The organism is Streptomyces sp. YIM 121038 (assembly GCF_006088715.1).
Lineage (GTDB): Bacteria > Actinomycetota > Actinomycetes > Streptomycetales > Streptomycetaceae > Streptomyces.
Genome location: NZ_CP030771.1, coordinates 4,301,448 through 4,326,570, shown reverse-complemented (window position 1 = coordinate 4,326,570; position 25,123 = coordinate 4,301,448). Strand labels below are relative to the sequence as shown.

Genomic DNA, 25,123 nt, shown 5'->3' with positions numbered 1-25,123 from the left:
AGGGGGAGCCGTGGGCGGCGCAGGGGCGGACCGGGGGAGCGGACGGCGGCCGTGGGGCGCCCTGGGCGCGAGTGCCGCGCCCCTGCTTCTGCTCCTCGCGCTGCCGCTCGCGGCGGCGCACCGGCTCCCCGACCGGCTCGCCACGCACTGGAGCGGTGGCTCCGCGCGCCCCGACGACTCGATGCCGCTGTGGGCGGCGACGCTGTTCCCCGCGCTGATCTGGGCGGTCCTCGCCGGAGGCACGCTGCTCGCGGGGCGCCGCGCGGACACCTGGCGCGCGGCCGTGCTGCTGCCCACGGGCGTGGCGCTCGTCGGCGCGCAGGCGGCGATCGTGCGGGCCAACGTGGACCACGCCGACTGGCGCGACGCGGAATCGGCGCCCGTGTGGGGCGTGGTCGTGGCGGTGGCCGCCGTGGCGGCCGCGGTCCTGGGGGTGCTGCTCTCCCGCCGCCGGGTGCCGGACGCCCCGCCGCGGGCCGCCGCCCCGCACGCGGAGCCGGCGCCCGGCGAGCCCGTCGACTGGGTGTCCCGTACGTCGAGCCCCTGGATGCACGCGCTCGCCGCGGTCTTCGGCGCGGGGGCGGTGGCCGCTGCCGTGGTGACGGTGGCCGGGCTCACCGACCCGCTGTGGGCGCTCGCCGCGCCCTTCGCCCTGGTCGCCGTCGCCTGCCTGGCCTGCGCCTCCGTCGAGGCGGCCGTCACCCACGAGGGGCTGCGGGTCTCGTTCGGCCCGCTCGGCAGGCCCGTGCGCCGCTGGGCCCCGGAGACCATCGAGGCCGCGTACGCGGAGCACCGCACGCCCGGCCAGGTCGGCGGCTGGGGCTACCGCCTGAGCGGCCTCGGTACGACGGTGATGCTGCGCGCCGGGGAGTGCCTGGTCGTACGGGCCAAGGGGAAGGCCTTCGCGGTGTCGGTGGACGACGCGGAGCGCGGGGCGGCGCTCCTGAACGCCCTGAACGCCGTGAACGCGCCGAACCGGTCGAACGGGCCGAACGCGCTGGGCGCGCGCCCTGCGCCGGGCGCGCGCAACCCCTGACGGCACCGCAGGCACCCTTGACAGGGTGCGTACTGCTTCGCCAGGTTTGAGCGGCGTCGGAACGGTTGGAGGACCGTCCGCCGGAGGGGCATGAAGCGCACAGTGCCATGGGGGATTTGGGGGGAGGGGTCGCCCGTGCGATCCGTCAGGAAGGCTCCGCGCGCCCCGGGGATCCGGGCCGGAGCCGAGGGAATCCGGAACGGGTCCGAGGGAACCCGGGCCGGAGCCGAGGGAATCGGGAACAGGTCCGAGGGAATCCGGACCGGAGCCGGGGGGACCCGGGCCGGGACCGAGGGAATCCGGGCCGGTTCCGGAGTGCCGCCGACCGCGGCCCGAGGCGCCGCCCCCGCGCGGCACCGCCCCCGCATCCAGCGCATCGCCCGCGAGGCCGCACCGGCGCAGAAGGGCGGTTGATCCGACGTGGACATCGAGATCCACAGACCCGAGACGCTGACCGACTCCCTGCGCGCGGCCTGGTACCGGGCCATGGACGAGTCGCCCGACTACGCCAACCCCTTCCTGGCACCGCAGTTCGCGGCCGGCATCGGCGGCCACCGGGGCGGGGCGCGGGTCGCGGTCCTGCGCGAGGCCGGCGAGGCCGTCGGCTTCTTCCCGTACGAGCGCAACGCCGTCGGCGTGGGCCGGGCCGTCGGCCTCGGCCTGTCCGACTGCCAGGCCCTCGTGCACCGCCCCGGAGTCACCTGGAACGCCCAGGAGCTGCTGCGCGCCTGCCGCCTCTCCGCCTTCGAGTTCGACCACCTGGTGGAGGAGCAGAAGCCCTTCGGCCGGTACGTCACGGGGATGTTCGACTCGCCCGTGATCGACCTGAAGGACGGCGACGACGACGTCGGCTACCCCGAGTGGCTGCGCGGCGCGTACCCGGGCATCGCCAAGACGACCCTGAAGAAGGAGCGCCGCCTGGGGCGCGACGCGGGCGAGATGCGCTTCGTCTTCGACGAGCGCGACCCCGCGCCGCTGCGCCAGCTCATGCGCTGGAAGTCGGCCCAGTACCGCAGGACGGGGCGCATGGACCGCTTCGCGCGGCCCTGGATAGTCGACCTGGTGCGGCACTTCTCCCAGGTCAGGGACGAGCACTTCACCGGGGTCCTCTCCGTCCTGTACGCGGGCGACCGCCCGGTGGCCGCGCACTTCGGGCCGAGGTCGCGCACGGTCTTCGCGTGCTGGTTCACCGCGTACGACCCCGACTTCCGCTACTACTCGCCCGGCCTGATCATGCATCTGCGCCTTGCCGAGGCGGCGCGCAGGGACGGGGTGCGGCTCATGGACCTGGGGCGCGGCGACAAGGAGTACAAGGACTGGCTCAAGACCCGCGAGCTGCGCGTCGGCGAGGGCTTCGCGACGCGCCCGCACCCGGTGGCCGCGGCGTACCGCCTGTGGCGCAGACCGGTGCGCGGGCTGCGGAACACGGTCCTGGCCCACCCGCGTCTGCGGGACCCGGCGGACCGCCTCCTGAAGACGGCGGGCGCCCTGCGCACGGGCGCGCCGGACACCCGGCGAAGCCCCGAACACAACGCACCGCAGACACGACAGGCACCGCAGACACCATCGTCACCGCAGGCACCATCGTCACCATCGGCACCGCAGGCACCGTCAGCACCACCGGCACCTTCTCAGCGCGACCCCCAACAGGCTCCTCGACGAAAGAGGTGACGATGCCGTACGGCTCACGGCTCGCCGCGACGATGACGCGGCGACTGGGACGCGAATGCGTCTACACGCCCTCGGCACGCCTGGCCCTCTACCTCGCGCTGCGGCGCTGGTGCAGGCCCGGCGCCCGGGTGCTGATGTCGCCGGTGAACGACGACGTGATCCTCTTCGTCGTCCTCGCGGCGGGCCTGCGCCCGGTGCAGGCCCCGGTCTCCCCCTGGACGGGGAACATCGACCCGGCCGCCGTGCCCGACGCCACCTGGGCCTCCGTGGACGCGGTCCTCACCACGAACCTCTACGGCATGCCCGACCGCGTCGTCGAACTCAAGGCGCGCTGCGACGAACTGGGCATCCCGCTCTTCGAGGACGCCGCGCACGCGATCGGCACGCACGTGGACGGGCAGCCGGTCGGCACCTTCGGGAAGGCGGCGGCCTTCAGCCTGTCCAAGCACGTGGCGGGCATGGCGGGCGGATTCCTCGCCGTCGAGGACGCGCGCACCCGCCGCGAGCTGGAGGTGCTCCGCGACGACCTCCTCGTCCCCGGCCGCCTGCGCGAGGACGTGTACACGACCGTGCGCCCCCTCGCGCGTTCGGCCGTACGCGGACTGCACCTGGTGCGCCCGGTGTGGCGCACCCTCCAGCGCCTCGGCCTCCTCGAACGCGACTCCTTCCGCATGCCCCTGCACGCGCCCCGCCTCTCGGGCTGCGCGCACCGGGCGCCGAACCTGTCCGCGTACGAGCCGTGGGTCCGGGTGGACCTGCACGGCTACCGGGCCCGCCACGGGGCGCTGGTGCGCGGGCAGTTGGGGCTGCGCATGGCCGCGCTCGACGCGGGCCTCACCCGGCGCAGGGCGGGGGTCGCCGAGCTCTCCGGCACCATCTGGGCCACGCCGGAGCTCCGCGCCCGCGCCACCGACGACGGCCCTCCCGCCCTCTTCCGCGCACCCCTCCTGGTCCGCGACCGCGACGCGCTCGTCGACCGCCTCGTCCGGCGGGGCGTGGTCTGCGGCTACATCTACGACCCGCCGCTCGACGACTACGCGGGCGCCGAGTTCGTCGACCCGTCCCCCGACCCGACGGCCGCCCGCTGGTTCGCCTCCCACGTCCTCCCCGCCGACCCCCTCCTGGCCCACCACATCGCCACGGCCCTCACCAGGGAATCCGCCGCCCCGGCCCGCTACCCGACCCCGACCGCCACGAGAGCCCGCCCGGCACCCGCGATCAACTGAGCGACGCCCCGGGTGACATGGCCGCACGGAGGGTGCGGCCCGTCACGCGTCCTCCGGGGCGGCCAGTTCCTGGAGGCGTTCGGCGATGTCGTCCGCCCACTCCTGGGCCCAGCGGCGGAGGGCGTCGACGGCTCCGGCGTCGAGGCCGCAGGAGGCGAACTCCCCGTCGTCGATCCACTCCGTGCCGCCCAGGCGGGCGTGGAGGTCGGTGAGGTCGAAGGCGTCACGGGCGTGCCGGCGGCCGAGTTCCTCCAGTTCGACGCGGCTCCAGCGGTCCGCGGCGGCCCGGACGTCGACGAGGTCGCGGGCGAGGCCGCGGTCGGCGAGGGCGCGCACCTTCGTGCCGACCGTGTCCTCCAGGGACAGCACGAGCCCGTACGCGCTCAGCACCGGCGGCCGCCAGAAGGCCTCCTTCTGGACGTACACCTCGCACTCGTCCCCGCCGTCCGGATCGGCGACGGCCATCCGCGCGGACAGCGGATCCGTCTCCCACCCCCACACGTCCCACCCGCGCCCCTCGATCCCCGTACACACCAGCGCGACGAGCCCGTCCATCCCCTCCGGACTCTCGGTGGCGAACTCAAGCCCCCCACCGCACTCCCCGACGAGCCCGTGCGCCCGCAGAGCACCCCCGCCCGCGAGCACGAGCGGGTACGAGGCCCCCGCCTCCAGCACATCGACGACGAGCCGGAGCCGCAGCTCGGCGGGGCTCATAGGGGGATCCGCCCGAAGGGCCCGGCGAGGAGGGAAGACGACGTTGTTGGCATGCCTGGATTATCGCCGCTGCCCCTCTGCTCGACGCACTCGGCAAGTCGCTCTCAGGACCGGCCTCTTGGCGGTCGGTGCCGTCGGGGCTTTCCTGGACTCCAGGGGAGGGACCCATGGCCGACGAGAGTGACGTCCTGCTCGAACTCTGGAAGGGGCAACGCGACGAGGCCCGGCAGATGGAGAACCAGCGAGCGGCGCTGACCAACATCGTGATCCTCGTGGCGGCGGCCGCGCTGGGTTTCCTGACGCAACAGGGCCACCTGGAGCTCTCGTCGCTCGGCGTGACAGTACCGCTGTGCGTCCTGGGAGCGTTCGGCGCGGCCGCGAGCAGCAAGTACGGGGAGCGCTGGGCCGTCCACTCGGGCCTGGCCGACCGCCTCCGGGACGAGCTTGCGGCACGCCACCCGCACCTCGACCTGGACGCCCTCGTCGCGGCGAACCGGACCGAGCACCGCGCGGAGTTCCCGTTGGCCTCCCGGATGCGCGTCTGGATCCTCTGGGTGGCGCTCCACACGGCCATCGGGGCGGGCGCCCTCCTCCTCAGCCTGTGGATCGTGGCCACCCAGTAGCTCAGGCGGCGCCGGTCAGCCGCCACTTGGCGGCGGCGAGTGCGGTGTCCCACGGCTGGTCCGTCGCCGCGTCGGGGGTGAAGGCGTCCTCGCCGTGCAGGACCGTGACCCCTTGCTCCCGCAACTCCACGATGCTCCGCTCCAGTTGGCGGTGCCGGGCGTGCGCGGCACTGACGCACGGCACCGTCACCGTCGGAACGCCGTCGCCGATGGCCTCGGCGGCGACCCCCAGCACGAAGTCCGGAGTGAGCCCGAGGGCCCAGGAGTTGATGCTGTTGAACGTCGCGGGCGCGAAGAGGATCACATCCGCCCCGGGCCAGACGTCCGCCTCGCCGGGAAGCGCGTACGCGCTGCGCACCGGATGCCCGGTCAGCACGGCGAGCCCGTCCAGGCTCCCCTCCAGCCACCGCGCCGCCGTCGACGTCAGCCCGAGACAGACGTCCCACCCGTCGGCCTGCGCCGCCTCGATCACCTTCGCCACGTCGAAGAGCGGCGGCGCGGCCGAACCGAACAAGTACAGAGTCGGAGGGGTCATACACCCATCCCACCCCGCCCGACGGATCACGCGCAACAGCCCCTGGCGCCCCACGCCCCACCCGGACGCCCACCGGGCCCCGGTACGCACAAGGGCCCGCGACCGAACAGGTCACGAGCCCTTGCGCGAGGACACCCCAGGCGGATGCCGTCCGTGCCCCCGGCAGGATTCGAACCTGCGACACCCGCTTTAGGAGTTTTCCCTGGGCGGGGCTGTGACCTGCGGAAACGTCGGCTACGGGGTGTCTGGCCTGGGGAAACACGCCTCTGTAGTTCTCGGGTGTTCTCGGGGCTTCCCGGCCTCATGTGTGCTGAATCCGTTCTGGCGGGGGACTGCCCGAGAGGCAGCCATCGGCTCATCCCGCACGGCACATGCGAGAGGCCATGCCGTTTGTATCGAGGTTCTAGCTCGTGCCGATCCAGTCCACTGCCGCCAGCGGCCGGTGTGATCGCCAGGGGGGCCACTACGCACTGCCTCCGGGGTCAAGTTGCCTTTGTGTAGGGTCTTGATGCCAAGTCGTGGATACCTGTACCAAGTGACCATGGACGCGTCATAATGGCCTGATGGGGCTTTCGTTACCTGAACCGAAGGGTCACCAGCGGGATGTCGTCTTCCTGAACGACCGCGGTCACTGCGTCGTTCTGGGTACGGCGGGCAGCGGCAAGACGACGATGGCGGTCCATCGGGCTCACTATCTGGCCATGGCTCCCGGTATCGGAGGCCACACCCTGTTGGTCACCTTCAACAAGGCTCTCGTTACCTACCTCCGGGGTATGAGTACTGCGCCCCCGAACCTGCAGATTGAGACCTACCACACCTTCGCGCGCGGCTACCTCGCACACTGGACGAAAGCGCCGGTGCGCATATGCAAGTCCAAGAAGCAGATGGTCGAGCGGGCACTGTTGGAGGCCCGCGAGCGTCACTCCTCCCGGGCAGTGATTCACCGCCCGCTCGATTTCTTCCTAGACGAATTGCATTGGATGGTCGGGCACGGCATCGTCGACCAGCAGACGTACGTGGAAAGCCGCACGCGCCGAGTTGGCCGGGGTAAGCCACTTCAGCAACCCGACCGTGAAGTCGTCTTCGAGGTCTACCAACGCTACGCACAGTTGCGTGCAGAAGCGGGGTTCGAGTACGACTTCGACAACATGGCGTCGACTGTCCTGGCCGCCCTCAAGGTTGACGCGACCAAGCGGCTCTACCGGCATGTCGTCGTCGATGAAGGTCAGGACTTCACGCCTGAGATGATCCGAAGCCTGGCAGCTGCCATTCCCGGCGACGGTTCGCTAACTTTCTTTGGGGACTACGCGCAGCAAATCTACGGAAGCCGGATGTCCTGGCGCTCCCTGGGCCTCCATGTAGCAAATGTGGTGGAGTTCGCCCACAACTATCGCAACAGTCGTCAGGTTGGGCAACTCGCCCAGGGCATATCGGATATGCAGCACTTCAAGGACGACGTTGATCTGGTTCAGCCGACCGGGTCGGCTGCCGACGGCCCGAAGCCCACCATCTTGGAGACCGCAAGCAAGGATGAGCAGTTCGTTCAGGCGGCGCGCAATGCCCTGGCGCTGGGCGCGGACCGCCAGGTCGCCATCCTCATGCGCACGCGGGATCACGAGGGCAAACTCAGGTCTCTCCTCGACCGAGGCCGCGTCCCCATTCGCCGTCTGCACCGCGATCTTGCTTGCTGGACCGACGAGCCTGGAGTGTTCTACGGGACCTACTCCGCGGCGAAGGGCTTCGAGTTCGACTCGGTCATCCTCCCGTTCTGCGATGCGGACGAGCTGCCGAAGCCAAGTGAGGTGGGGGCTCACGGCCTGGAGGAGGCGCAGGCCCGCGAGGCCCGCCGGTTGTATGTGGCTATCACCCGGGCTCGTACGGAGCTCATCATGCTGCACTCAAGCAAGCTCACCGATCTGTTGCCACACGAGATGTCCGACCTGTATGTGCGGGTGAGCTTGTGAACGACGTCCTTGAGCAGGCCCGGGACCGCGGAATTACCCGTCTGTGCCACTTCACTAAGTCGGCCAACCTGTCCCACATTCTCGACACCCGGCAGATACGTCCCGTAGCCGTGCTGCAGACGGCCGCCGACGCTTACCGGCCTGTCGACACACAGCGCTTGGACGGCGCACCGGAGTTCACCTTCCTGAGCGTGGAGTATCCGAATACCTGGTACCTGGCGCAGGCCGCGAGCCGGGACCGCCATTTCCAGGACTGGGTGGTCCTCACACTGAACGTCGACTTGCTCGCCGCTCCCGGCGCCCGGTTCTGCGCATACAACTCCGCACGGGACAGGAGCGCCGGCGCCCGGACCGGCGCCGACGGCTTCAACGCTATGTTCGCGCCGACGGTGACCGGCAAGATGACTCTGCGGCGAGAACGCGGGCATCCGTCCTGGTGGCCCACGGACGATCAGGCAGAGATCCAAATACCCGGCGCCATCCCCCTGCCCGCCGTGCGCTCTGTCATCGTTCGAGACGAGCAGCAGGCGGAGCTGGAGCACTTCAGGCACGCCCGGTTCGGTATGGCGGCTCTGCTGCCACCCTTGGTCGTTGCTCCCGTGCTCTTCGAGAAGTACGCCCTGAGTAGGTCGGTGCGCTCCGGTAAACGACCACTGGAGACCCCGTACATCCCCGGAACAACTCTGGCAGAGTGAACACGTGAACGCTGAGCTTCACCCATGGACCGACAGGGCCTGCGGCATGCTCCTCGGGGCAGCTGTCGGGGACGCCATGGGCTGGCCCTACGAGCGGCGGGACCGGACCCGCTCACTTCCGCCACTCAGCCAGGTCTCGGGTCGATTTTTCGCCTGGCAGCGGATGGCCGGCAGCCGGTTCCGTCCGATCCTTGAGGAGATCGGACCCGGCGAGTACAGCGACGACACCCAGATGCTTATCGCTGTCGCTCGCGCTCGCCTCAGCGCGGGCGACGACTGGCTCACCTGGCTGCAACGAGTCGAGTGGCCTTTCCTCCCTCACTACGAACGCGGCGCCGGTGCCAGCGTCAAACGCGCCTGCCGTGCCTGGGAGAAGCACGAAGCAGCCTGGGGCCACAAGAGCGACGACCTGGAGAAGTACTTCAGCGCCGGGGCCAATGGTGCGGCAATGCGCATCGCGCCACACGTCATCGTTCACTACGAGGGCTCCTTCGGCGACCTAGCCGCTGATGTGGTCCGCGACGCGGCCACGACCCACGGGCACCCGCGTGCTCTCTTGGGCGCCCTGGTGCATGCATACGCGCTGTGGATCAGTTTGCGACAACCCGCCCCGCTGGCTTACGGCTGGCTCGTCGAAGCGACCCTGGACGGGCTGAAGGACTGGCGGGAACAGGTCTGGCAGGTCTTGGATCACCACTGGCGCGATGCCGCCTCCGAGGCGTTCCCGGGCGACTACGAGCGTGCCTGGGACGACACTGTGCAGGAGGTGGAAGACCTCCTCAGTAGCGCGCGGTCCTCGTTGGACAGCGGTGCGCTCAGTGCACCCTCAGCCTTTCTTGAGGAGCACGGGCTGACCCGCACGAGGACCCGTGGCTCGGGGACCCTGTGCGCGGTGGCCGCCATCTACCTCGCGGCACGGTCCGCAGCTAGCCCTGAGCGTGGCATCGGTGTTCCGGCCCGTCAGGAAGGCGCGGACACGGACACCCTGGCGTCCATGACCGCCAGTCTGCTCGGAGCGGGTCTGGGTCAGGAATGGCTCGGCTCGTTCGGCCGTACTGTGCAGGACGGGGCCCTGCTGATCACGCTGGCCGAGAAGCTGCTCCATGCCGTCTCCGTGACACTGCCCCCGCCCTCGAACGATGAGGTCAGCGAGGCTAGGTCACGGTTTCTTCAGGAACTCGACGGAGCCGACACACGAGTAGGTCTCCTGTTGCCGGATCGCCGCCAGGCCCGTGTCGTCGCCGGGTCCACCCTTACGTCTGGCAACTGGTCAGCGCGACGAACTCAGTTGCTCACTGAGGACGGTCAGAGCCTCTTCCTCATCCGCGGGGTCCAGCGGATTGAAGCAGAACGCGTCCAAGAATCCTCGCGCACTGAGACAGCACAGGGAGCCGAGCATCGACCGGTCCGGCAGCCGACCCAAACCCGACTCCAAGGCGCCTACTTGCCCGTGGTCGACATCAGCCGCGTGACCGAGGCCCTTACCGCTCTGGGGCTGACCGCACCACGCCGCGGGAACGACTGGGTCTCTTACGAGAATCTCGTCATCAGACAAGCCCCCGCAGGGGAATGGACCGCAGGATTTCCGACGACCCAGCTCCGTATTGCCATCCGCGACGTCCAAGCGGCATGGGAGAGCTTGCGCGCCATGGAGTTGGAGGGCGCGGTTCAACGGGACGGCAGTGCATTCTGGGTTCGGGTTGACCCGTACTTGATCGTCGCTGTCAACAACGCTGAACCGCCTGCCGGGTGACGTCGGTCGGGACCGAGCGTATTCGGATTTCGCCTAGACCTTTCAAAATGAGCAGGGTGGTGGGCGTGGCTGACCTGTGGTGAACGTGATGTATGCCCTGGCCCCTCGCCACCGACACCGATCAGCAGGGTAAGTAGGCCTGGACTCCTTCAGCCCCATCGCAGTTGGCCCCGCCGAGTAGACGCCGCCGAATAAGCGACCGGGTTCACGTAGGCGATGACGGGAGCTCGTAGGGACTGCTGAACGCCGGACTCCAAAATCGGCCCTTTTCGGTCGATCTATCAAACGGCGCATGCTGAAATTTCCGGACGACGTGATTCCGAAAAGAGCTCTTCCTGCGGTAATGGTGAACGAAGGTCACTTGTTGCGTACATGCAGACTGCCTCACTGTCGAAAACCCGCCATGATCGTAAATGTGTCGATGAGGCAGGGGGTTTGGAAGAAGCTACGGTTCTGCGCATGTCTTATGGGGAGGGAGTGCAAGACGGGTGGGTGGACGAGGGGTTGTCCCGCCGGATGAAGGCTCTGGCGTGTACCGCACCGTTGCACGATCTTGAGGTTCGCAAGGCGAATCAGCCTTGGATGGAGGGCGAGCGCTACCAGACGGCAGAGGTGGCGCTGTTCATCATTGATCAGGTCGCCATCGCCATGGATTTCGAGTCGGGGGCACGTCACGAGCACGTGTTGGAACGAGCGCAACGCTTTGTTGCACGGCAGGCACCGGACCGCCCTGGTGGCGAGCACGGCAGGGTTGCCGCCTGGGTGCTGGAGAGTCTCATCAACGTCCGGGAATCCGACCGTGCATTCCGCTGGAAATACGGGTCGATAAATTCCTCGGGGGCGTATGAGTTCAAGGACTTCGGTTTTCGAATCCTCGAAGAGCGTACCGACGCTCAAGGTGATCTGTACCTCCTCGCCTCTCACGAGGCCCTTAACGTTCTCGTGGGCGCTCTCGACACCGACGTGGAATCCGCTCAGATCGCTGCCGAGGTGCGGCTGCGCAACCTGATCGACCGAGGCCGATTGGCGGACGCCCGGCATGTTGCCGAGCAGGCCAGAGTGCGCACGATTCAGTACGGCGAAACCATCCGTCGACACCTTGACGCCACTGAGCGGAACATCCGGACAGTCGATTGGATGCAGGAAGTGCCCGATGTCCTCAACGAGGCGTTGACCCATGTGGAGTCGCGCATCCATGAGGAGCAGGCGATCGAACGATCAATCCTGAGCAATCGTGATTCTGCGCAGGACTTCCGCACCAAGCGGCGGGCTGCCGAGTTGGTCCATATCGTCGGAGACTGCATTCGCCGACACACGGTGCTGCAGCACCGATTGTTGGGGGCGCGCGCGCTCTTCCGCACCCAGCAAGACCGACAGCAGTTCTCCGGAACGCCTCGGCGGGCTTTGCTGGATCTGCACAGCGATCTGTTGCACCCCTCCCTCGCTCTGACAGTCGGAGAGGCTGCCGCTTCCCTGGAGGCGTTTGTGGAGGGTGCCGTGGGTCCTGAACGTCAGGATCAGGTCAACCTGGCGGCACTGGTCCCCACGCTCCTTGCGCCACCGCCCGTGTACAGCCGTTTTGCTGAGGAGGAGGACGTTCCGGGACCGCTGGCTCCCGAGGACGAGGTCCGATTCAGTGCGGAGCAGCAGCACTTGGCGCGCGAACTGCTGGACATACCGGACTCTGCGCGCACTCTCTCGGACGTACTGGCCGAGGCGGCGCTTCTGGACGACGATCTGCCGGAATTGATCGTGCTGGCGGCCCTGCGGGCATTCAGCCCTCAGCTGGGATCCGCGCTGCGCAACGACCAAGACCGGTTGCTTATTGCGGTGTCGGCCAGTTCCATTTTTGAGGAACACGGCTTTTCCGGTGACGACCTATTGCTGTCCACGGCAAGGCTCGACCGGCCCGCAAGTGTCAGGAGAGTGGAGGACGCAGAGGAAAGGAATCTAAACCGGTGACCATCGAAACGGCGGGCGAAGACGCCGAGGCTGCCGCTCTGCTCGTCGGCTATGGCTTTCGGGCCAAGCTCCTTCCGTCCCGGGACGACGACTACGCAATGTTGGTCAGGCGATACGAGGAAGATCCCGATTTCGGGTTTCTCGTGAAACGAGTGGCCGCCGGCCTGGGCCTTCGGGTCCTCGGTGTCTCCATGCGTTCCGGCATCGTGCACACGGCGCTGCCGAACTCGGTGTTCGAGACACGTATGGACCAGTTCGTGCGACAGGCAAGAGTGCGCGAACCACGGACGGCCGAGCGTGTCCTTCATGGCATCGCCCATCTGGCAGTTGCCGCACTCTGCTTTCCCCGAGCCGAGGATCTTGTGGACGACGGCCGCACCGGCCGCGTATGGGTTTCCGAGGTGGACCGCTACGTCCGCTCAGTGTGCGACACCCTCGCTGAACGAGCGGCGGAAGCCGAAGAAGACGACGATCCGCCCGCCGACGCGCCCGAACTCGAACGTGCCTGGCACGCCTATCGGAACCGCCCCGAAGTCGCCCCCACTAAGAAGCGTCGCGCCGGTTACGCGGCGACGCGCACGGTAGTCACGAACACCCTCACCTACCTGTGCGATTACGGGATGCTCAAGTCGATGGGGGTTGATCCCGAGCGACGGGAGCAGATGTATCGGTCCACACACCGGTACCAGCTCCACGTACGGGAACTCGCGGCGACCCGTGCCTACCAGGAGCTGCTCGATCTCAAGGCGCCCCTGTCCGCGGAACGAGGCGGGTTGAGCGTGACGGACGAGACCACGCTGTACGACGACTGACGTTACGACCGAGAAAAGGCACCACGTGTACGAACTCTCCCGGGTCCGGCTGCGGTCCGTAGGCCCTACCGGCGCGCGATTTCCCGATGTCGTGCTGGACCTGCGCGGCGCCGGCCGCCCCGTCGAGCACCACCAGGACTCGGTCTTCGGTGACGCTGCACCCGTGCTGCGGCCCTCGCCGGCCACGGTGATCCTCCTGGAGAACGGTGGCGGGAAGTCAGTGCTGCTGAAGCTGATCTTCTCCGTTCTGCTCCCCGACCGACGGCAGACTCTGGGCACCACGAACACGCGCGTCCTCGACAACTTCGTCCTTGCGAAAGACGTCTCGCACATCGTTCTCGAATGGACGGACGTCAGCACCGGGAAGCTGCTGCTGACTGGCAAGGTGATGGAGTGGCGGCAGCAGTCGGCCTCTGCCGCGATCGACGCCCTCAAACAGCAGTGGTACTGCCTGCGTCCCAACGACGGGATGTCGCTGGACGTGCTGCCCTTCAAGGCCGAGGGCCAGCCCCTGCGCATGGCGCCGTACAAGCGAGAGCTGCACGAGGCTTACGCAGCGGACCAGAGCCTTGAGCTGGCGTGGTTTTCCCATCAAGGCGACTGGAAGGAGCGGCTCCAGCAACTCGACATCGACCCAGAGCTGTTCCGCTACCAGCGGGCCATGAACGTTGACGAGGGCGAGGCAGCTAATGCTCTGACGCTCGATTCCGACGCCAAGTTCGTAGAGTTCCTGCTGGGTGTTGTGATCCGTACCAAGGAACTGGACCCTCTTGCGGCCCTGGTGAACGACCATGTGCAGCGGCTAGCCAATCGCGGCGCCCTGGTCACGGAGCGCACGTTCGTGGCCGGAGCCCTCGATCTTCTGGGGCCGGTTGATGCGGCGGGCCGTGCGCTGAAGGATTCGGTTCGCGCGTACAAGGAGGCGGAGCTGGCGCTCGCCCGCTTCGCCGCCCAGGTACGTGCCCGTGCCGAGGTCGAGGAAGGCAAGCAGGAGGTACTCGGCAAGGAAAGCGAGCGCACCCGCAAGGAAGTGGCGCTGGCCGCGCGCCACAAGAAGGAGTGCGAGGACATCCAGACGGAACTCTCCCGGCTCCTCGCTGAGATGCGGCTCTCCGAGGCCAATGCCCTCGTGGAGACCTGTGACAGGCAACTCGTACAGGCCCAAAAGGAGCGGAAGGCATGGGAGGCAACACCGAAGGTTCTGGAACACGACGTCAGTGCCGCAGCTGTGAAGGACCTCACCGCTCTGGTCGTCGCGACCGAGGAAAAGGCCCGGCCGGCGCTCAAGGAGCGGGACGACGCGGCACGTCGTCTGGCGCGTGCGCTCTTGGCGGGCTCCGACGAGGCAGCCGCAGTCGAGGCCACGGAACTTGAGCAGCGAGACCTCCACAAGGAGAAATTGGCCACCGCCCGCGCGACCGCGCGGGACGAACTCAAGACCGCCGTCGTCGCGGAGAACACGGCCGATGGTTGCCTCAAGGACATTGCCGAGGTGATGGCGCGCGTCAGCGATGCAGTCACCAAAGGACTGCTGTCCGAGGCCGAGGCGCTGCCGAGCCGCCTTCGTGAAGTACGGGATGAGCTAGGGAAGCTGCGCAGTCGTATCGCCGACCTGGAGAAGGAGCGAGAAGAACTCACCGAGCGGGAAGCCACTACTCAGGACGAGCTGCGGGAGGCGGCGGAAGAAGCGGCGGAACGCAAGCAGGCTCGCGACAAGGCGTCGAGTGACCACGAGGAAGCCGTCAGGCGGACCAGGGAGCTGGAGAACGAGCCCCGCACGCTCGAACTGCTAGACAGCGAACAGGCGGACTTCGACCGCGATGCGCAGGAGTTGCGCAGGCGGCTGAGTGAGACGCTCTCAGCAGCAGAACGTGACATTACCGCCCTCAACGCCGCTGAATACGCTGACGAGCGGGCGCGGCTGGCACTGGCCGACGGGGAACTCCTGCCACCTCCAGCGGTGATCGGGGACGCGTGCGCACTCCTCAAAGACGCAGGCATCATCGCCACTTCGGGATGGCATTACCTGGCCGGCATTCCGGACCTGGAGCGGCGGCGTGCGTGGGTGCGGCGATCGCCTCACCTCGCGGCTGGCGTGATCCTGAACGACCCTGCTGACCTTCCCAAGGCCGAAAACCTGCTCACCGAACTGCGTCCTCAGCCGACAGTTCATGTCGCCGTCGCCACGACCCGTGCCTTCGACGAAGCCGGAGCCGATCCCATAGCGAGTGTGGCCACCGCGATTCCGCTGCACCCGGCACTGCACGACCCGGAGGCGGCTGCCGCCGAGCACCGGCAGATCAAGCTGCGCCACGCCGAACGCATCTCGGAACTGATGGATCTGCAGGCTCGGCGTACAGCGGATCAACGGCTCCTGCACCGGGTTGAGGAATGGCGTGCAGCGTATCCCGTGGGATCGCTCGCGGCTCTGGAACAAAAGTGGGCGGATACGCGGCGTCTCCATGCCCAGGCCCTGGACGTTGTCACTTCTTGCCAGACCGCTCTTAAGGCGGTCCAGAACAGGAGGGGAGAGGTCGGCAAGGAACTGCCTGAGTTGTACGGCGCGGAGAAGAAGCTAGACAAGCAAGAGCGCCAGCTTGCCGACCTGTCCGTGCAGACGGGTCGTGTCCCGGCGTTGGCCGAGAAGGAGAAGAACGCACGGGCCCAGGCAGAGGCGCACCACAAGAAGGCTGAGGAAGCCGAGAAGCTTGCCGAACAGCACCAGACGCAGGTCTCCGAACATGGACGGAGCGCCGACGAGGCCCGCCGTACCGTTCGCTCGCTCAACGAACGGCGCGCCAAGCTGCCCGGCGGCGAGGAGGTGCCGGTCTCGGACCCCGTCCCCGACCTGTCCATCGCCCTGCTGGACAGTGCGTATGCACAAGCCGTCCAGAACTACACTCGGGTGGAGGTCGGCAGCGATCTCCTGAAGGAGAAGAGCGACGCCGAGGGGCGGGCCGCCCGGGCGAACGCTGCATACCTGGCCTTGGACGGGCGCGTGCGTGTACGTGCCGCAGCGCTGCTGAAGACCCCACAAGGCTCCGAGGAATCCGCACGCGCAGCCCAGACGGACAGCGCGGAACGTCTCGTGAAGCTACGGGAAAAGGCCAAGGAGAACGCGGTCGTCGCCCGTTCGAGGTGCAGGGATCAGTTCGACGAGGCGACGAAGCGGGCCACCAGCCGGGTGCTGCTGCCGGAGGCTCCCGCAGACATCCCTCGGTGCATCGCGGCCGCAGAACACGCCGCCGCACGCAGCGCCGCCGCTCTTCAAGCACACGCTGAGTGCGAGAAGGAGCATGTAGAGGCTGAGCAGCGGTTGGAGGAAGCGCAAACGGCGGCGCGCTCCTTCCGATTCATCACCGGAACCGTGGCAGGCGACACGGAGCATGCTGCCGACGCAACGGCTCCAGGCTCCGTCGACGTAGAACCGTATTCGGGTGATGCGGAGTCGGCGCAGTACGCGTATACGGTGCTGCGCAAGGCTGTCACATCCGCTGCGACGACCCGTGAGGCCGATGAGAGGGCCCTTGAGGAGCGGGCAGGCGCGTTGCAGAGGCATGCCACCGCCGCAGAGTTCAAGGATCTTCTCCTGCCAGTGCAGAGCCAGATCCGTGTGTCGGGCTGGCAGACGACCGCTGCTCGCGCGGGAGAATGGGCCGAGGCCCTGCACCCGCGTCTGCTGTCGCTTGACGAAGATCTAGAACAGACGGAAGTCCACCGTCGGCTGATCGTGGATAACCTGCGCGGGCTCGTCAGCAATGCCCTCAACACGCTCCGGCGGGCACAACGCGTCTCACGTCTTCCCGACACCCTGGGCGACTGGTCGGGCGAGGAGTTCCTCCGCTTCCGCTTCCGGCACACCGACGACGTACACCTCACGGAGGCACTCGCGCAGGTGATCGACGAAGCAGCGGCCGGCCAGAACACCGACGGCCGTACCGTCAAGCGCGACGGCATGTCACTGCTGCTCCGCGGTGTACGGGCAGCCGTCCCACGCGGGTTCCATGTGGAGGTGCTGAAGCCCGATGCGGTTCTGCGTACCGAACGTGTCCGGGTGTCGGAGATCAAGGATGTCTTCTCCGGCGGCCAGGTGCTCACTGCGGCGATTTTGCTCTACTGCACCATGGCCGCACTTCGTGCCAATGACCGTGGGCACGTGCGGCACACCCACTCTGGTGTCCTTTTCCTCGACAACCCCATCGGCCGGGCCAACGCCGACTATCTGCTGGACCTGCAGCGCAAGGTGGCGGAGGCGCTCGGCGTGCAGCTCATCTACACCACAGGGCTTTCGGACGACAACACGCTCAAGCGCTTCCCGCTCGTACTTCGGCTCCGAAACGACGCGGACCTGCGCACCGGCCGGAAGTACCTGACGGTGGCCCAGCGCGTCCAGGAGCAGCTCGACGCCCTCGACGCCCCGGATGGCGGAGGGAGGATCACGGCGACCCGGATCATGCACCTCGGCGCGGACTCGGGTGCCTCGGATGGGAATGACACCGACGAGGACGGCCATGACCCCGACGGAGAAGGAGATGCTGATGAAGCAGCGAGAGATTGACTTCCTGGGGTTCCTCACCGCCATGGCGAAGCGGAAGAAGGGCCGTAAGACCAGCCGTACCCGTATCGGACTGGACGAGGTGTGGACCGCCTTCCGGCGAGTTCCCCTGCGGAATCCCGAGAACGAATACGAACCCCTTGTTCTCGCACGGCAGTTGGACTCCCTAGAGGAACACGGCAAGATCGAGCAATTCCGGAAGCGCACACGCGAGACAGTGACACTGCCGGTGGGCATCTGGCTCCTACCCGACGCCGCTCCCAGGCCGGTGCCGCCGATGCCGATCTGGCACCACGAGCTGTACTGGTTGGCGAAGGAGTGGCGCACCGCAACTGATCGCCAACGGGCTGCCTACCTGGCCGTCAACGCATGGTTCTTCTCCGGTCCGGATCTTTTCCGCGTACCCCTACGGGAACGCGCTCTGGAGATCTTCGGCCGATTCGGCTCGGAGGAGGACTTCCCCATGCCTGAGAAGACCCTCGACACCCTCCGTTCTGGCCCGCTCTTCGGGGACCGCGATCGACTCCACGAAGTTCTGCGCACGTTCACGGTCCATCCGCCACTGCTGGCGGAGGACTTCGTCGAAAAGGTGGGCGACGGTTACTACCAGCGCGTCGGTACGGGGGACGTGCTGCTGGTCGTCGAGAACGTGACCACGTGGTGGTCCCTCGTCAACACCCTCCCCGACAATCATCGGCTCGGGTACGTGGCGTGGGGTCTCGGTGGCACCTTCCGTGCCTCCATCAACACCATCTCGGCGAAGCGAGACATCGCCGAGGTTCGGTACTTCGGCGATCTCGACCTCAGCGGCCTCCGCATCCCGGCTGCGGCCGCGGACATCGCGCGTAAGCAGGACCTTCCACCGGTCCGGCCCACGGAACGGCTCTACACAGCACTGCTGGACATGGGCGTCCCACGGCGGGGCAAAGAGCCCCCTGCTGAAATGTCCACGGCTGCAGAGCTGGTCGACTGGCTGCCTGCGGACCACTGCACAGTATCGACGTCCCTGTTGGTCAGTGGGCGACGGCTGGCACAGGAATGGGTGGGGTACCAACATCTGAGCCGGGACGAAGGCTGGTACGGCGACGTGTGCTGAAATCAGGACCTCCCCTTGCCCACGTGGGCCAGCTCAGGCGAAAGACTCCACCGACCAGAACACGCACATGGACCGATAAGGCTTCCGGCTTGCGAACATGATCGGTTGCTCAGGCTGTACTGGGCGGTATGGCCCGTTAGCTTCGACACCCCCGAGTTACCGCGAGGTCCTGCCTTTAGGTTTGGGTGCCTGTCAGCGTGAGGCGCCCTCTGGCCACAGCACCCGGACGGGTACGCCGTTCCGCTCGGCGTACGCAACTACGTCCGCCGTGCCGCCGTACCCCCATGCGGGTTTCCCGTCCCACACGGCGACCAGCTCGTCAGCGAGCCCGACGAGGATCTCGGAACCGGTCATGTGTGCCTCGGAGTCGGACGCGGTCATGCCGGTCGTGTGCACGTCGCTCGCGAGGGACATGAGCGCGTCGTACGTGGAGTGGTGCCACTCCGGCAGGCTGTCGCGGTACTCGGTGGCCGGGACGACGACCTCAAGGCGTCCGCCGACGGACAGCACAGCCTCGGCGAACCACGCGTCGGGGCCGTCGGCGATGCACGAGACCCCCACCAGTTCCGCCGCGTCGTACCCGCTCACCGCATCGGCCAGGAGCGTTCGCACGCGCGCCTCAACCTCTGCGCTCAGTCCACGGTGACCGGTGATCCCCACCCGCATTGTCTGTCCTCCTACAGATAGACGCCGTGCAACCGCTCGTCGAACTCGCGCACCACCTTGGGCGGTGAGCTGGTGATCAGCGACCGGCGCACGGCACGCGCCCTCTCCACGATCCGGCCGGAACGGTAGCGGAGTCCGGATTCCAGCGCGCGGGAAGCAAGGGCGAACGCGGCGTCAACGCGACCGGTGGCGAGGTGGCCGGCGGCGATGTCGAGTACCAGGAGCGCGCGTTGTTTGTCGTGGCCGGTCGCGAGGGCTTCGGTGTCCTCGGACAAGACCCAGTCCGCGAGGCCGAGCCGGGCCCCGCAGGCCACCCGTGCGGCGGCGACCTTGGCCGGGGTGAAGGTGAACACCCACGGCCATGGCGGCGCCTCCTCGGGCAGGTTCTCCGCGCCTGCGCGTGCCGCCGTCAGCGCCTTGTCCGCGGAGCGTCGGTCTCCGGCCACCGCGTGGGCGAGAGCTTCGACGGATGACAGCCACGCATCCGCGACGGCCGGGCGGGAGGACCCGAGCACGCGCCGGGCCCGACGGGTGAGGTTCAGGGCTTCCACCCCGTTACCGACGTGCGCTTCGAACTGGGCGAGGCTCCCGGTCTGGTAGGCGGTCAGCAGCGGGTCGCCGGCCGACCGAGCCGCCTTGACCGCCGCCCCGTACCAGGAGCGGGCCGATCCGTTGTCACCCATGTCCCAGGCGAGCCATCCGGCAAAGCTCGCGGCCTCGCTGCCGACGGCAGCCAGGCGGCCCCGCTCCGTGTCTGCGGGCGCTGTATGCGTGATGGTCTGGATCAGGCGCATGTGGGCGCGCACCGCCTCCGACAGGTCCCGGCTGGGCGTGGTGCCGTCGAGTCTGCGATACGCCGTGGTGGACAGCCGGAGGGCTGCTGCCTGCCCGCCGGTCGCGTCTGCGCTATCAGGGAGGACGGCCAGGGCGGGGGCTGCGGCTGCGGCCACCGCTCCGCCGAGGAATCGTCGTCGGTCCACGTCGTCACCGTCGTTCTGTGGCCCCGGCTGTCGGCCGTCGGCGAGACCCACCAGTGCTGGCGGAATCTCCAGGTGCGCCGCTGCCGCCGCCAGGATGTCCGTGCTGTACGCGCTCGTGCCCTTCTTCTCCAGACGGGATACGGCGGACTGGCTCATGCCGAGGGCCTGGCCCAGGGCGGTCTGCGTCCTCCGCCGGTCGGTACGGACGAGTTCGATCACTCGGCCGTAATCCCCGGTCCTGGATGCTTCCCGGACCGGCCCCGTCTGGAAATCCACGGCGCACCCCACGCTAAGAGCCTCTGCGGCGTCGAGCTCCTACCCGTACCCGCTCAGCGCATATCCGTATGCGGGTGCCGCATGAGTGATGGTCGCATGACTGCTAGTGATCGTTGACTGGTTGTCAGTGCAACGCCCGTCCCCACACCAGGAGTTCGGGCACGCGTGCGATGACGGGCCACCCCTCGCCCCCCTCGGTGGGCCGCAGCCCTCTTCCCCCCCCCAACCCCCTGACCAAGGCGTGACGATGACAGCAGCAGCGGAACTGCCCAGTGGGATGACGTTGAAGGTGTACCGGCTCGGGCCGGACGGGACCCGCACAACGATGCGGGAGACGTCAGCGGTCACCCCGTCGAAGGTGCCCGATCTCACGGGAGCGTGGCCCAACTGCCGGTGCCCTCATCACCGGGGGAGGCCCGCTCGATGAGCACCCGCGCCGCGGTGTTGTACGTGTGCGTCGACCAGGTCCGACCGGCTTCGAAGGTGCCCGAAGAGCGGGCTGTTGAGGAGGGCCGCGTGTTCGCGGAAGGGCGTGGCCTGCGCCTGGTGGATACGGTCACCGACCCGTACGGGGAGCCGGACCCTCAGCGCCGCGAGGGCTGGCGACGTGTGTGCGAGATGGCCGCGCGCGGCGAGATCACCGACGTCATCACCCGTTGGCCTGCTGCCCTCGCACCCGAGTCCCACCATGAATTCCGGTTCCGCGAGGCGGAGGCCCTGGCCGAGCACGGTGTCACCATCAGCTACTCGTGGGAGCCGCTGGCGGCGCTGCAGGCGGCCCCGTGATGCTCGACGGCTTGGACAAGGAGCTGGGTGAGGCCACCCGGCCGACGCGTCGGCGGCGAACCCGGATCGGCTGGCGGCAAGTGACCGCACAACTCCTCTTCGCCGTCTCGGTCACCGCCTTCGTGTTCGCCCTGCTCGCCTATGGCGGCGCCGACTGGTGATCTCCGGCGGCCGGACGGTGCTTCCCCTTCCTGCCCGGCCGCCGGTCTGACTCCGTCCCGCCCCGTGGCCCCACTCCCACGCCAGGCCACGTGGGCGGGACGGCGCAAGGTTCTGTCCCGCTTCCCTCGTCGAGGAGGCTCCACAATGCCGCACGCCGCCCTGCCCGAACCCGGAGCACTGTTCGAACTGGCCGCCGACCGTATATGCCGTGTGGCGGCCGAGGAGTGGCCCAGCGAGTCGGTGACGCTCGGCGCTCACGTGCCGTCTGTCACCGGCTACGTCCGCCGGGTGCACCTCGGCGGACGTGAGGTGTTCGCGAAGGACTCCGTCCTTGGCCTCTCCCTGGTCTCCGTGCTGCGCGGCGTCGCCGGGGACGGAGACCAGGTCCGGGCCGCGCAGGCTGCCTACGCAACGTCGCCCACATCGCTGCTGGCGCGGGAGGCCGCCCAGCTCCGCGCCCTGGACGCCGCCGGAATCCGGGTGGGCCGCTGCGTCGGCTACCGGCAAGGAGTGCTGTTCACCGAGGCCGTGACCGGCCCGAATCTGCTCGACCTGATCGCCAAGGACCCCGCCCGAGCCGCTGACTTAATGAGCGGTGCCGTGCGCTCTCTCGCTTCGCTTCAGTCCCCGGCGGTGGCGGCTGTGGCCGACGAGGCGGCAATCGCAGAGCGCGGCATCGACACCACGTTCCGCCGGAAGTTCAACGGCATCTCCGGCCGCGCCTACGTGGCACGGCTCGGCGTCGACCTGCTGGAGGAGCGCACCCGCCGGGGTGCGGTGGCCGTGCTAGCAGTAGTGGTGTCCCGTCTGCTGAAACTCCGCCTCACCCCTGCCCCGGGCCCTCGCATGGTCGTGTACGGGGACCTGAAACCCGAACACGTCCTGTTCCCGGACGGACCCGACGAGCAGCCGGTGTTCATCGACCCGGGACTGTCGCGCGGGGGCTCTCACCAGGACGCCGCGAAACTCGCCTCCCGCGCGCTCCTTGCCGTGATCGCTGCGTCGCCGGTCGACGGTGCCACCCTGGTGGTGGAGGGCATCGACGCCTTCATCCGCGAGCAGTACCGGGGCATCGGTCGTACCGAGCGCGGGATGTGGCTGCGCCGGTTGATGGTCACATGGCTGATGGACAGCGTGAACATCGTGTCGACGTACCTCGCCGCTCCGTCCGCGCTGCCGTTGCCGGAGCACGCCCAGGCAGTCGTCGACTCCGCCCCGGCACTGTGCCAGGTCCTGGACTCCGTCAGCGCCACACTGACCGCCGGGACCGAGCCCGAGTCGGCCTGGCGCTTGGCCCTGGCCTGCGTGACCCGGGCGGCCACCCGATGAGCGGGGGCTACACGGTCGGCGTCATCGGCGCCGGCGCCATCGGCCAGACGGTCGCTGCCCTCCTGGCTGTCGAGCCGTGGTGTTCCCGGCTGCTGGTCACCTCCCGCACAGCCGAGGCCGCGCACGGCCTGGTGACCGATCTGGAAGATGCCCGGCAGCTCACAGCAGGCGCCCGCGCGTTCACGGCGGCGCGCGCCGATATGGGCGACGCGGACGCGCTGGTGATCTGCCCTCGCGCGACGTTCACCAACACCCGCACCGCGGACGTGCGCATGGCCGGACTCGCCGCGAACGCCCCCGTCATCGCCGAGTGGGCCCACACCCTGACCGGTTACCCGGGCACGGTGGTGATGGTCACCAATCCGGTCGACGTGCTGGCCCGCTACTTCGCCGAGCTGTCCCGCGCGCGCCGGGTGTTCGGGATCGGCTCCGCCACGGATACCGCCCGCTACCGGCTCGCACTCGCCCAGCACCACGCCGTGCCGGTCGAGACCGTGGACGGCTACGTGATCGGCGAACACGGCGACGGCGCCGTGATCTGCGCATCGTCGACCACCATCAACGGACGCTCCGCCACAGTGCCGCTCGACATCGTGACGGCCGAACTCCGCGACCGGCCACGCCGGATCAACACCGGGATCGGACGCGTGCGCAACGGCCCGAGCGCCGCCGTGGTGTCCGCCCTGCGCAAACTCCTGGCCGTCGAGGACGGCACGGATGTGCTGTCCGTCAACCGCGATGGTGTCTGGCTCGGAATCCGGTTGCAGATCACCGACGGCCAGCCCACCGTCACCCCCCTGAACCTGAACGAACGGGAAACCGCCCAGTTCACCGCCGCCCGCACCAAGTTGGGCGCCGCCTACCGCATCATCAACCCCGAAGGAGCACCCTCGTGCCGCTGACCGCTACCCATATCGCCGCCGATACCGCCACCGTGACGGTCGCCTCCCAGATGGAGGAGATCACCGAATGGTCCCGCCGCTACTTCGGCCCCTGGTGGAACGCCACCCCCGCCAAGGCCCCCACGGGCACTGGCATCGCCGAAGGCCGCGGCGCCCTGGTCCTCGCCGACACCGGCCCCAACCGGGTGGACGACATCGAGACCCTCATCCACGACTACGGGTTCGCCGAGACCGAATACGCCGGCGCCCGCACCCTCCTATCCCGACACGACGGCGTCACGCACGCCGCGCAGCCCGACGAACGCCTCGCCTACCAGGCCGACCGGTACCGCCTCACCATCGTCGGCGAGCACCCCCAGCCCGTCGCCGTGGCCGCCGCCCGCCTCGCCCGCGAACTCGTACGCGCCCAGCTCCTCGCCGACGGCTGGACCGTCCTCCACGCCTCCGCCGCCGTCAAAGACGGCCGCGCGGTGCTCACCCTCGGCAAGAAGGGCGCCGGGAAGACCACCACGGCTCTTCTGCTGGCCCGCCAGGGGTGGGGGCTACTCGCCAACGACCGTGTGTTCGCCCGAACCGAGGCGGACGGAACAGTCAAGGTGCTGCCGTGGCCGTCGGCCGCCGCCATCGGCCTCGGCCTGCTGGACGCGACCGGCCTGTACGACCCGGTACGCGAAAGGGTGCTCGCCGGCGAACAGCTCCACCCCACCCAGCACCCGAGCGTGACCGAAGCCCTGGGCGACGGGCGCCGAGAGCCCGTGTGGCGCGCGGACGGCAAGGAACTCAAGCCCCAGTTCTTCCCCGACCAGCTCGCCACCTGGCTCGGCCTCACCCTGGCCACCGAAGCCACAGCCGCCGGACTGCTCTTCCCCACGGTCAACCCCGAGGCGTCTCCGGCTGTGCTCGCAGACGACCGCGCCCTCACCGAAAGCGACGTGTTCAGCACGACGACCGAGGACCGCTACCCGGACATCTTCGGCCTCATCCCAGCCACCGCATCAGATAACACCACAGCTCTCGTCGAGCAGCTTGGCCAGCTGCCTCACCGGTCACTCATGCTCACTCACGACGCCGCTGCGAACAGTGCACTCCTGACCAAGACCGCCGACGACATCGCGGTCGTCTAGCCCGACCGGCCATCCGGTACATCGGCCGCCCCGCCCACCTCCTGCACTGGGCGGGCGGCCCCACACGCCTCTCGTCGGCGCTTCCCTCCATCCGCCATGAGATTCGTCGACGAAACCGATCCCCTACCCGACCAACTTCGTGTAAGTCCTCGATCTCCGCGTACGCCGACGCTGTGATCTGCGTGTTCTTTCAGGGCCTGCCACTGTGTCATCCGTTGGCTGTCCAGATCCGTGGCCGCGTGACCCCTACGCCAGG

Annotated in this window: 20 protein-coding genes; 16 read left to right on the top strand and 4 right to left on the bottom strand. The window is 68.5% G+C overall.

Translation table 11 applies throughout. The features are described 5' to 3' along the window. Positions 1–10: 10 nt before the first annotated feature. The 3 genes from C9F11_RS18045 (at position 11) to C9F11_RS18035 (ending at position 3,933) form a co-directional block, all read left to right on the top strand. Positions 11–1,036, top strand: coding sequence for a DUF1648 domain-containing protein (locus C9F11_RS18045; protein WP_249401777.1), 1,026 nt, complete (start codon positions 11–13; stop codon positions 1,034–1,036). A 420-nt stretch (positions 1,037–1,456) separates the two neighbouring features. Next, positions 1,457–2,707 (top strand): GNAT family N-acetyltransferase, encoded by a 1,251-nt coding sequence (locus C9F11_RS18040; protein ID WP_249401776.1) that lies wholly within the window; start codon positions 1,457–1,459, stop codon positions 2,705–2,707. A gap of 2 nt (positions 2,708–2,709) precedes the next feature. Further along, positions 2,710–3,933: a DegT/DnrJ/EryC1/StrS family aminotransferase gene (locus tag C9F11_RS18035; protein WP_138960266.1), complete on the top strand. Its 1,224-nt coding sequence runs from the start codon at positions 2,710–2,712 to the stop codon at positions 3,931–3,933. A 42-nt stretch (positions 3,934–3,975) separates the two neighbouring features. Here C9F11_RS18035 and C9F11_RS18030 read toward each other — a convergent pair whose 3' ends face one another. Next, on the bottom strand, positions 3,976–4,647 hold the full coding sequence (locus C9F11_RS18030; protein WP_138960265.1) for a nucleotidyl transferase AbiEii/AbiGii toxin family protein: 672 nt from the start codon (positions 4,645–4,647) through the stop codon (positions 3,976–3,978). A gap of 167 nt (positions 4,648–4,814) precedes the next feature. Here C9F11_RS18030 and C9F11_RS18025 point away from each other — a divergent pair, with 167 nt between their 5' ends. Further along, complete coding sequence (locus C9F11_RS18025) at positions 4,815–5,270, top strand: hypothetical protein (protein ID WP_138960264.1); 456 nt, start codon at positions 4,815–4,817, stop codon at positions 5,268–5,270. Between the two features lies 1 nt (position 5,271). Here C9F11_RS18025 and C9F11_RS18020 read toward each other — a convergent pair whose 3' ends face one another. Continuing rightward, on the bottom strand, positions 5,272–5,805 hold the full coding sequence (locus tag C9F11_RS18020; RefSeq protein WP_138960263.1) for a flavoprotein: 534 nt from the start codon (positions 5,803–5,805) through the stop codon (positions 5,272–5,274). 563 nt (positions 5,806–6,368) lie between these two features. Here C9F11_RS18020 and C9F11_RS18015 point away from each other — a divergent pair. The 7 genes from C9F11_RS18015 (at position 6,369) to C9F11_RS17985 (ending at position 18,642) form a co-directional block, all read left to right on the top strand. Continuing rightward, on the top strand, positions 6,369–7,769 hold the full coding sequence (locus C9F11_RS18015; protein ID WP_138960262.1) for a UvrD-helicase domain-containing protein: 1,401 nt from the start codon (positions 6,369–6,371) through the stop codon (positions 7,767–7,769). Continuing rightward, complete coding sequence (locus tag C9F11_RS18010; RefSeq protein WP_138960261.1) at positions 7,766–8,464, top strand: DarT ssDNA thymidine ADP-ribosyltransferase family protein; 699 nt, start codon at positions 7,766–7,768, stop codon at positions 8,462–8,464. Before C9F11_RS18015 ends, C9F11_RS18010 begins: the two co-directional genes overlap by 4 nt. Before the next feature lie 4 nt (positions 8,465–8,468). Continuing rightward, a complete protein-coding gene (locus C9F11_RS18005) occupies positions 8,469–10,217 on the top strand; it encodes an ADP-ribosylglycohydrolase family protein (RefSeq protein WP_138960260.1) in 1,749 nt (582 codons plus the stop codon). A gap of 492 nt (positions 10,218–10,709) precedes the next feature. Continuing rightward, positions 10,710–12,179 (top strand): hypothetical protein, encoded by a 1,470-nt coding sequence (locus tag C9F11_RS18000; RefSeq protein ID WP_249401775.1) that lies wholly within the window; start codon positions 10,710–10,712, stop codon positions 12,177–12,179. Continuing rightward, on the top strand, positions 12,176–12,991 hold the full coding sequence (locus C9F11_RS17995) for a hypothetical protein (RefSeq protein ID WP_138960259.1): 816 nt from the start codon (positions 12,176–12,178) through the stop codon (positions 12,989–12,991). Before C9F11_RS18000 ends, C9F11_RS17995 begins: the two co-directional genes overlap by 4 nt. A gap of 25 nt (positions 12,992–13,016) precedes the next feature. After that, entirely contained in the window at positions 13,017–17,549 is a 4,533-nt protein-coding gene (locus C9F11_RS17990) for a hypothetical protein (protein ID WP_138960258.1), read from the top strand. Next, entirely contained in the window at positions 17,530–18,642 is a 1,113-nt protein-coding gene (locus C9F11_RS17985) for a hypothetical protein (protein ID WP_249401774.1), read from the top strand. Before C9F11_RS17990 ends, C9F11_RS17985 begins: the two co-directional genes overlap by 20 nt. Before the next feature lie 192 nt (positions 18,643–18,834). Here the strand turns inward: C9F11_RS17985 and C9F11_RS17980 are convergent, their stop codons facing one another. After that, positions 18,835–19,308 carry a hypothetical protein gene (locus C9F11_RS17980; protein WP_138960257.1) on the bottom strand — a complete coding sequence of 158 codons (474 nt, stop codon included), beginning with the start codon at positions 19,306–19,308 and terminating at the stop codon, positions 18,835–18,837. A gap of 11 nt (positions 19,309–19,319) precedes the next feature. After that, positions 19,320–20,507 carry a helix-turn-helix transcriptional regulator gene (locus C9F11_RS17975; protein ID WP_249401773.1) on the bottom strand — a complete coding sequence of 396 codons (1,188 nt, stop codon included), beginning with the start codon at positions 20,505–20,507 and terminating at the stop codon, positions 19,320–19,322. A gap of 480 nt (positions 20,508–20,987) precedes the next feature. Here C9F11_RS17975 and C9F11_RS17970 point away from each other — a divergent pair, with 480 nt between their 5' ends. The 5 genes from C9F11_RS17970 (at position 20,988) to C9F11_RS17955 (ending at position 24,867) form a co-directional block, all read left to right on the top strand. Continuing rightward, positions 20,988–21,350, top strand: coding sequence for a hypothetical protein (locus C9F11_RS17970; protein WP_138960255.1), 363 nt, complete (start codon positions 20,988–20,990; stop codon positions 21,348–21,350). Continuing rightward, positions 21,350–21,511, top strand: coding sequence for a hypothetical protein (locus C9F11_RS47420; protein ID WP_171075772.1), 162 nt, complete (start codon positions 21,350–21,352; stop codon positions 21,509–21,511). The genes C9F11_RS17970 and C9F11_RS47420 overlap by 1 nt, the downstream gene beginning before the upstream one ends. Positions 21,512–21,656: 145 nt before the next feature. Then, positions 21,657–22,841, top strand: a complete 1,185-nt coding sequence (locus tag C9F11_RS17965) for a phosphotransferase (RefSeq protein WP_171075771.1) — start codon at positions 21,657–21,659, stop codon at positions 22,839–22,841. After that, entirely contained in the window at positions 22,838–23,743 is a 906-nt protein-coding gene (locus C9F11_RS17960; RefSeq protein ID WP_138960253.1) for a 2-dehydropantoate 2-reductase N-terminal domain-containing protein, read from the top strand. Before C9F11_RS17965 ends, C9F11_RS17960 begins: the two co-directional genes overlap by 4 nt. Then, a complete protein-coding gene (locus tag C9F11_RS17955; protein ID WP_171075770.1) occupies positions 23,734–24,867 on the top strand; it encodes a hypothetical protein in 1,134 nt (377 codons plus the stop codon). The genes C9F11_RS17960 and C9F11_RS17955 overlap by 10 nt, the downstream gene beginning before the upstream one ends. The last annotated feature ends 256 nt before the right edge of the window (positions 24,868–25,123 follow it).

Coding starts and splice junctions, on each gene's coding strand:
- C9F11_RS18035 (WP_138960266.1), top strand. CDS start 2,710: ATGCCGTACGGCTCACGGCTCGCCGCGACGATGACGCGGCGACTGGGA.
- C9F11_RS18030 (WP_138960265.1), bottom strand. CDS start 4,647: ATGAGCCCCGCCGAGCTGCGGCTCCGGCTCGTCGTCGATGTGCTGGAG.
- C9F11_RS18025 (WP_138960264.1), top strand. CDS start 4,815: ATGGCCGACGAGAGTGACGTCCTGCTCGAACTCTGGAAGGGGCAACGC.
- C9F11_RS18020 (WP_138960263.1), bottom strand. CDS start 5,805: ATGACCCCTCCGACTCTGTACTTGTTCGGTTCGGCCGCGCCGCCGCTC.
- C9F11_RS18015 (WP_138960262.1), top strand. CDS start 6,369: ATGGGGCTTTCGTTACCTGAACCGAAGGGTCACCAGCGGGATGTCGTC.
- C9F11_RS17985 (WP_249401774.1), top strand. CDS start 17,530: ATGAAGCAGCGAGAGATTGACTTCCTGGGGTTCCTCACCGCCATGGCG.
- C9F11_RS17980 (WP_138960257.1), bottom strand. CDS start 19,308: ATGCGGGTGGGGATCACCGGTCACCGTGGACTGAGCGCAGAGGTTGAG.
- C9F11_RS17970 (WP_138960255.1), top strand. CDS start 20,988: ATGAGCACCCGCGCCGCGGTGTTGTACGTGTGCGTCGACCAGGTCCGA.
- C9F11_RS47420 (WP_171075772.1), top strand. CDS start 21,350: ATGCTCGACGGCTTGGACAAGGAGCTGGGTGAGGCCACCCGGCCGACG.
- C9F11_RS17965 (WP_171075771.1), top strand. CDS start 21,657: ATGCCGCACGCCGCCCTGCCCGAACCCGGAGCACTGTTCGAACTGGCC.
- C9F11_RS17960 (WP_138960253.1), top strand. CDS start 22,838: ATGAGCGGGGGCTACACGGTCGGCGTCATCGGCGCCGGCGCCATCGGC.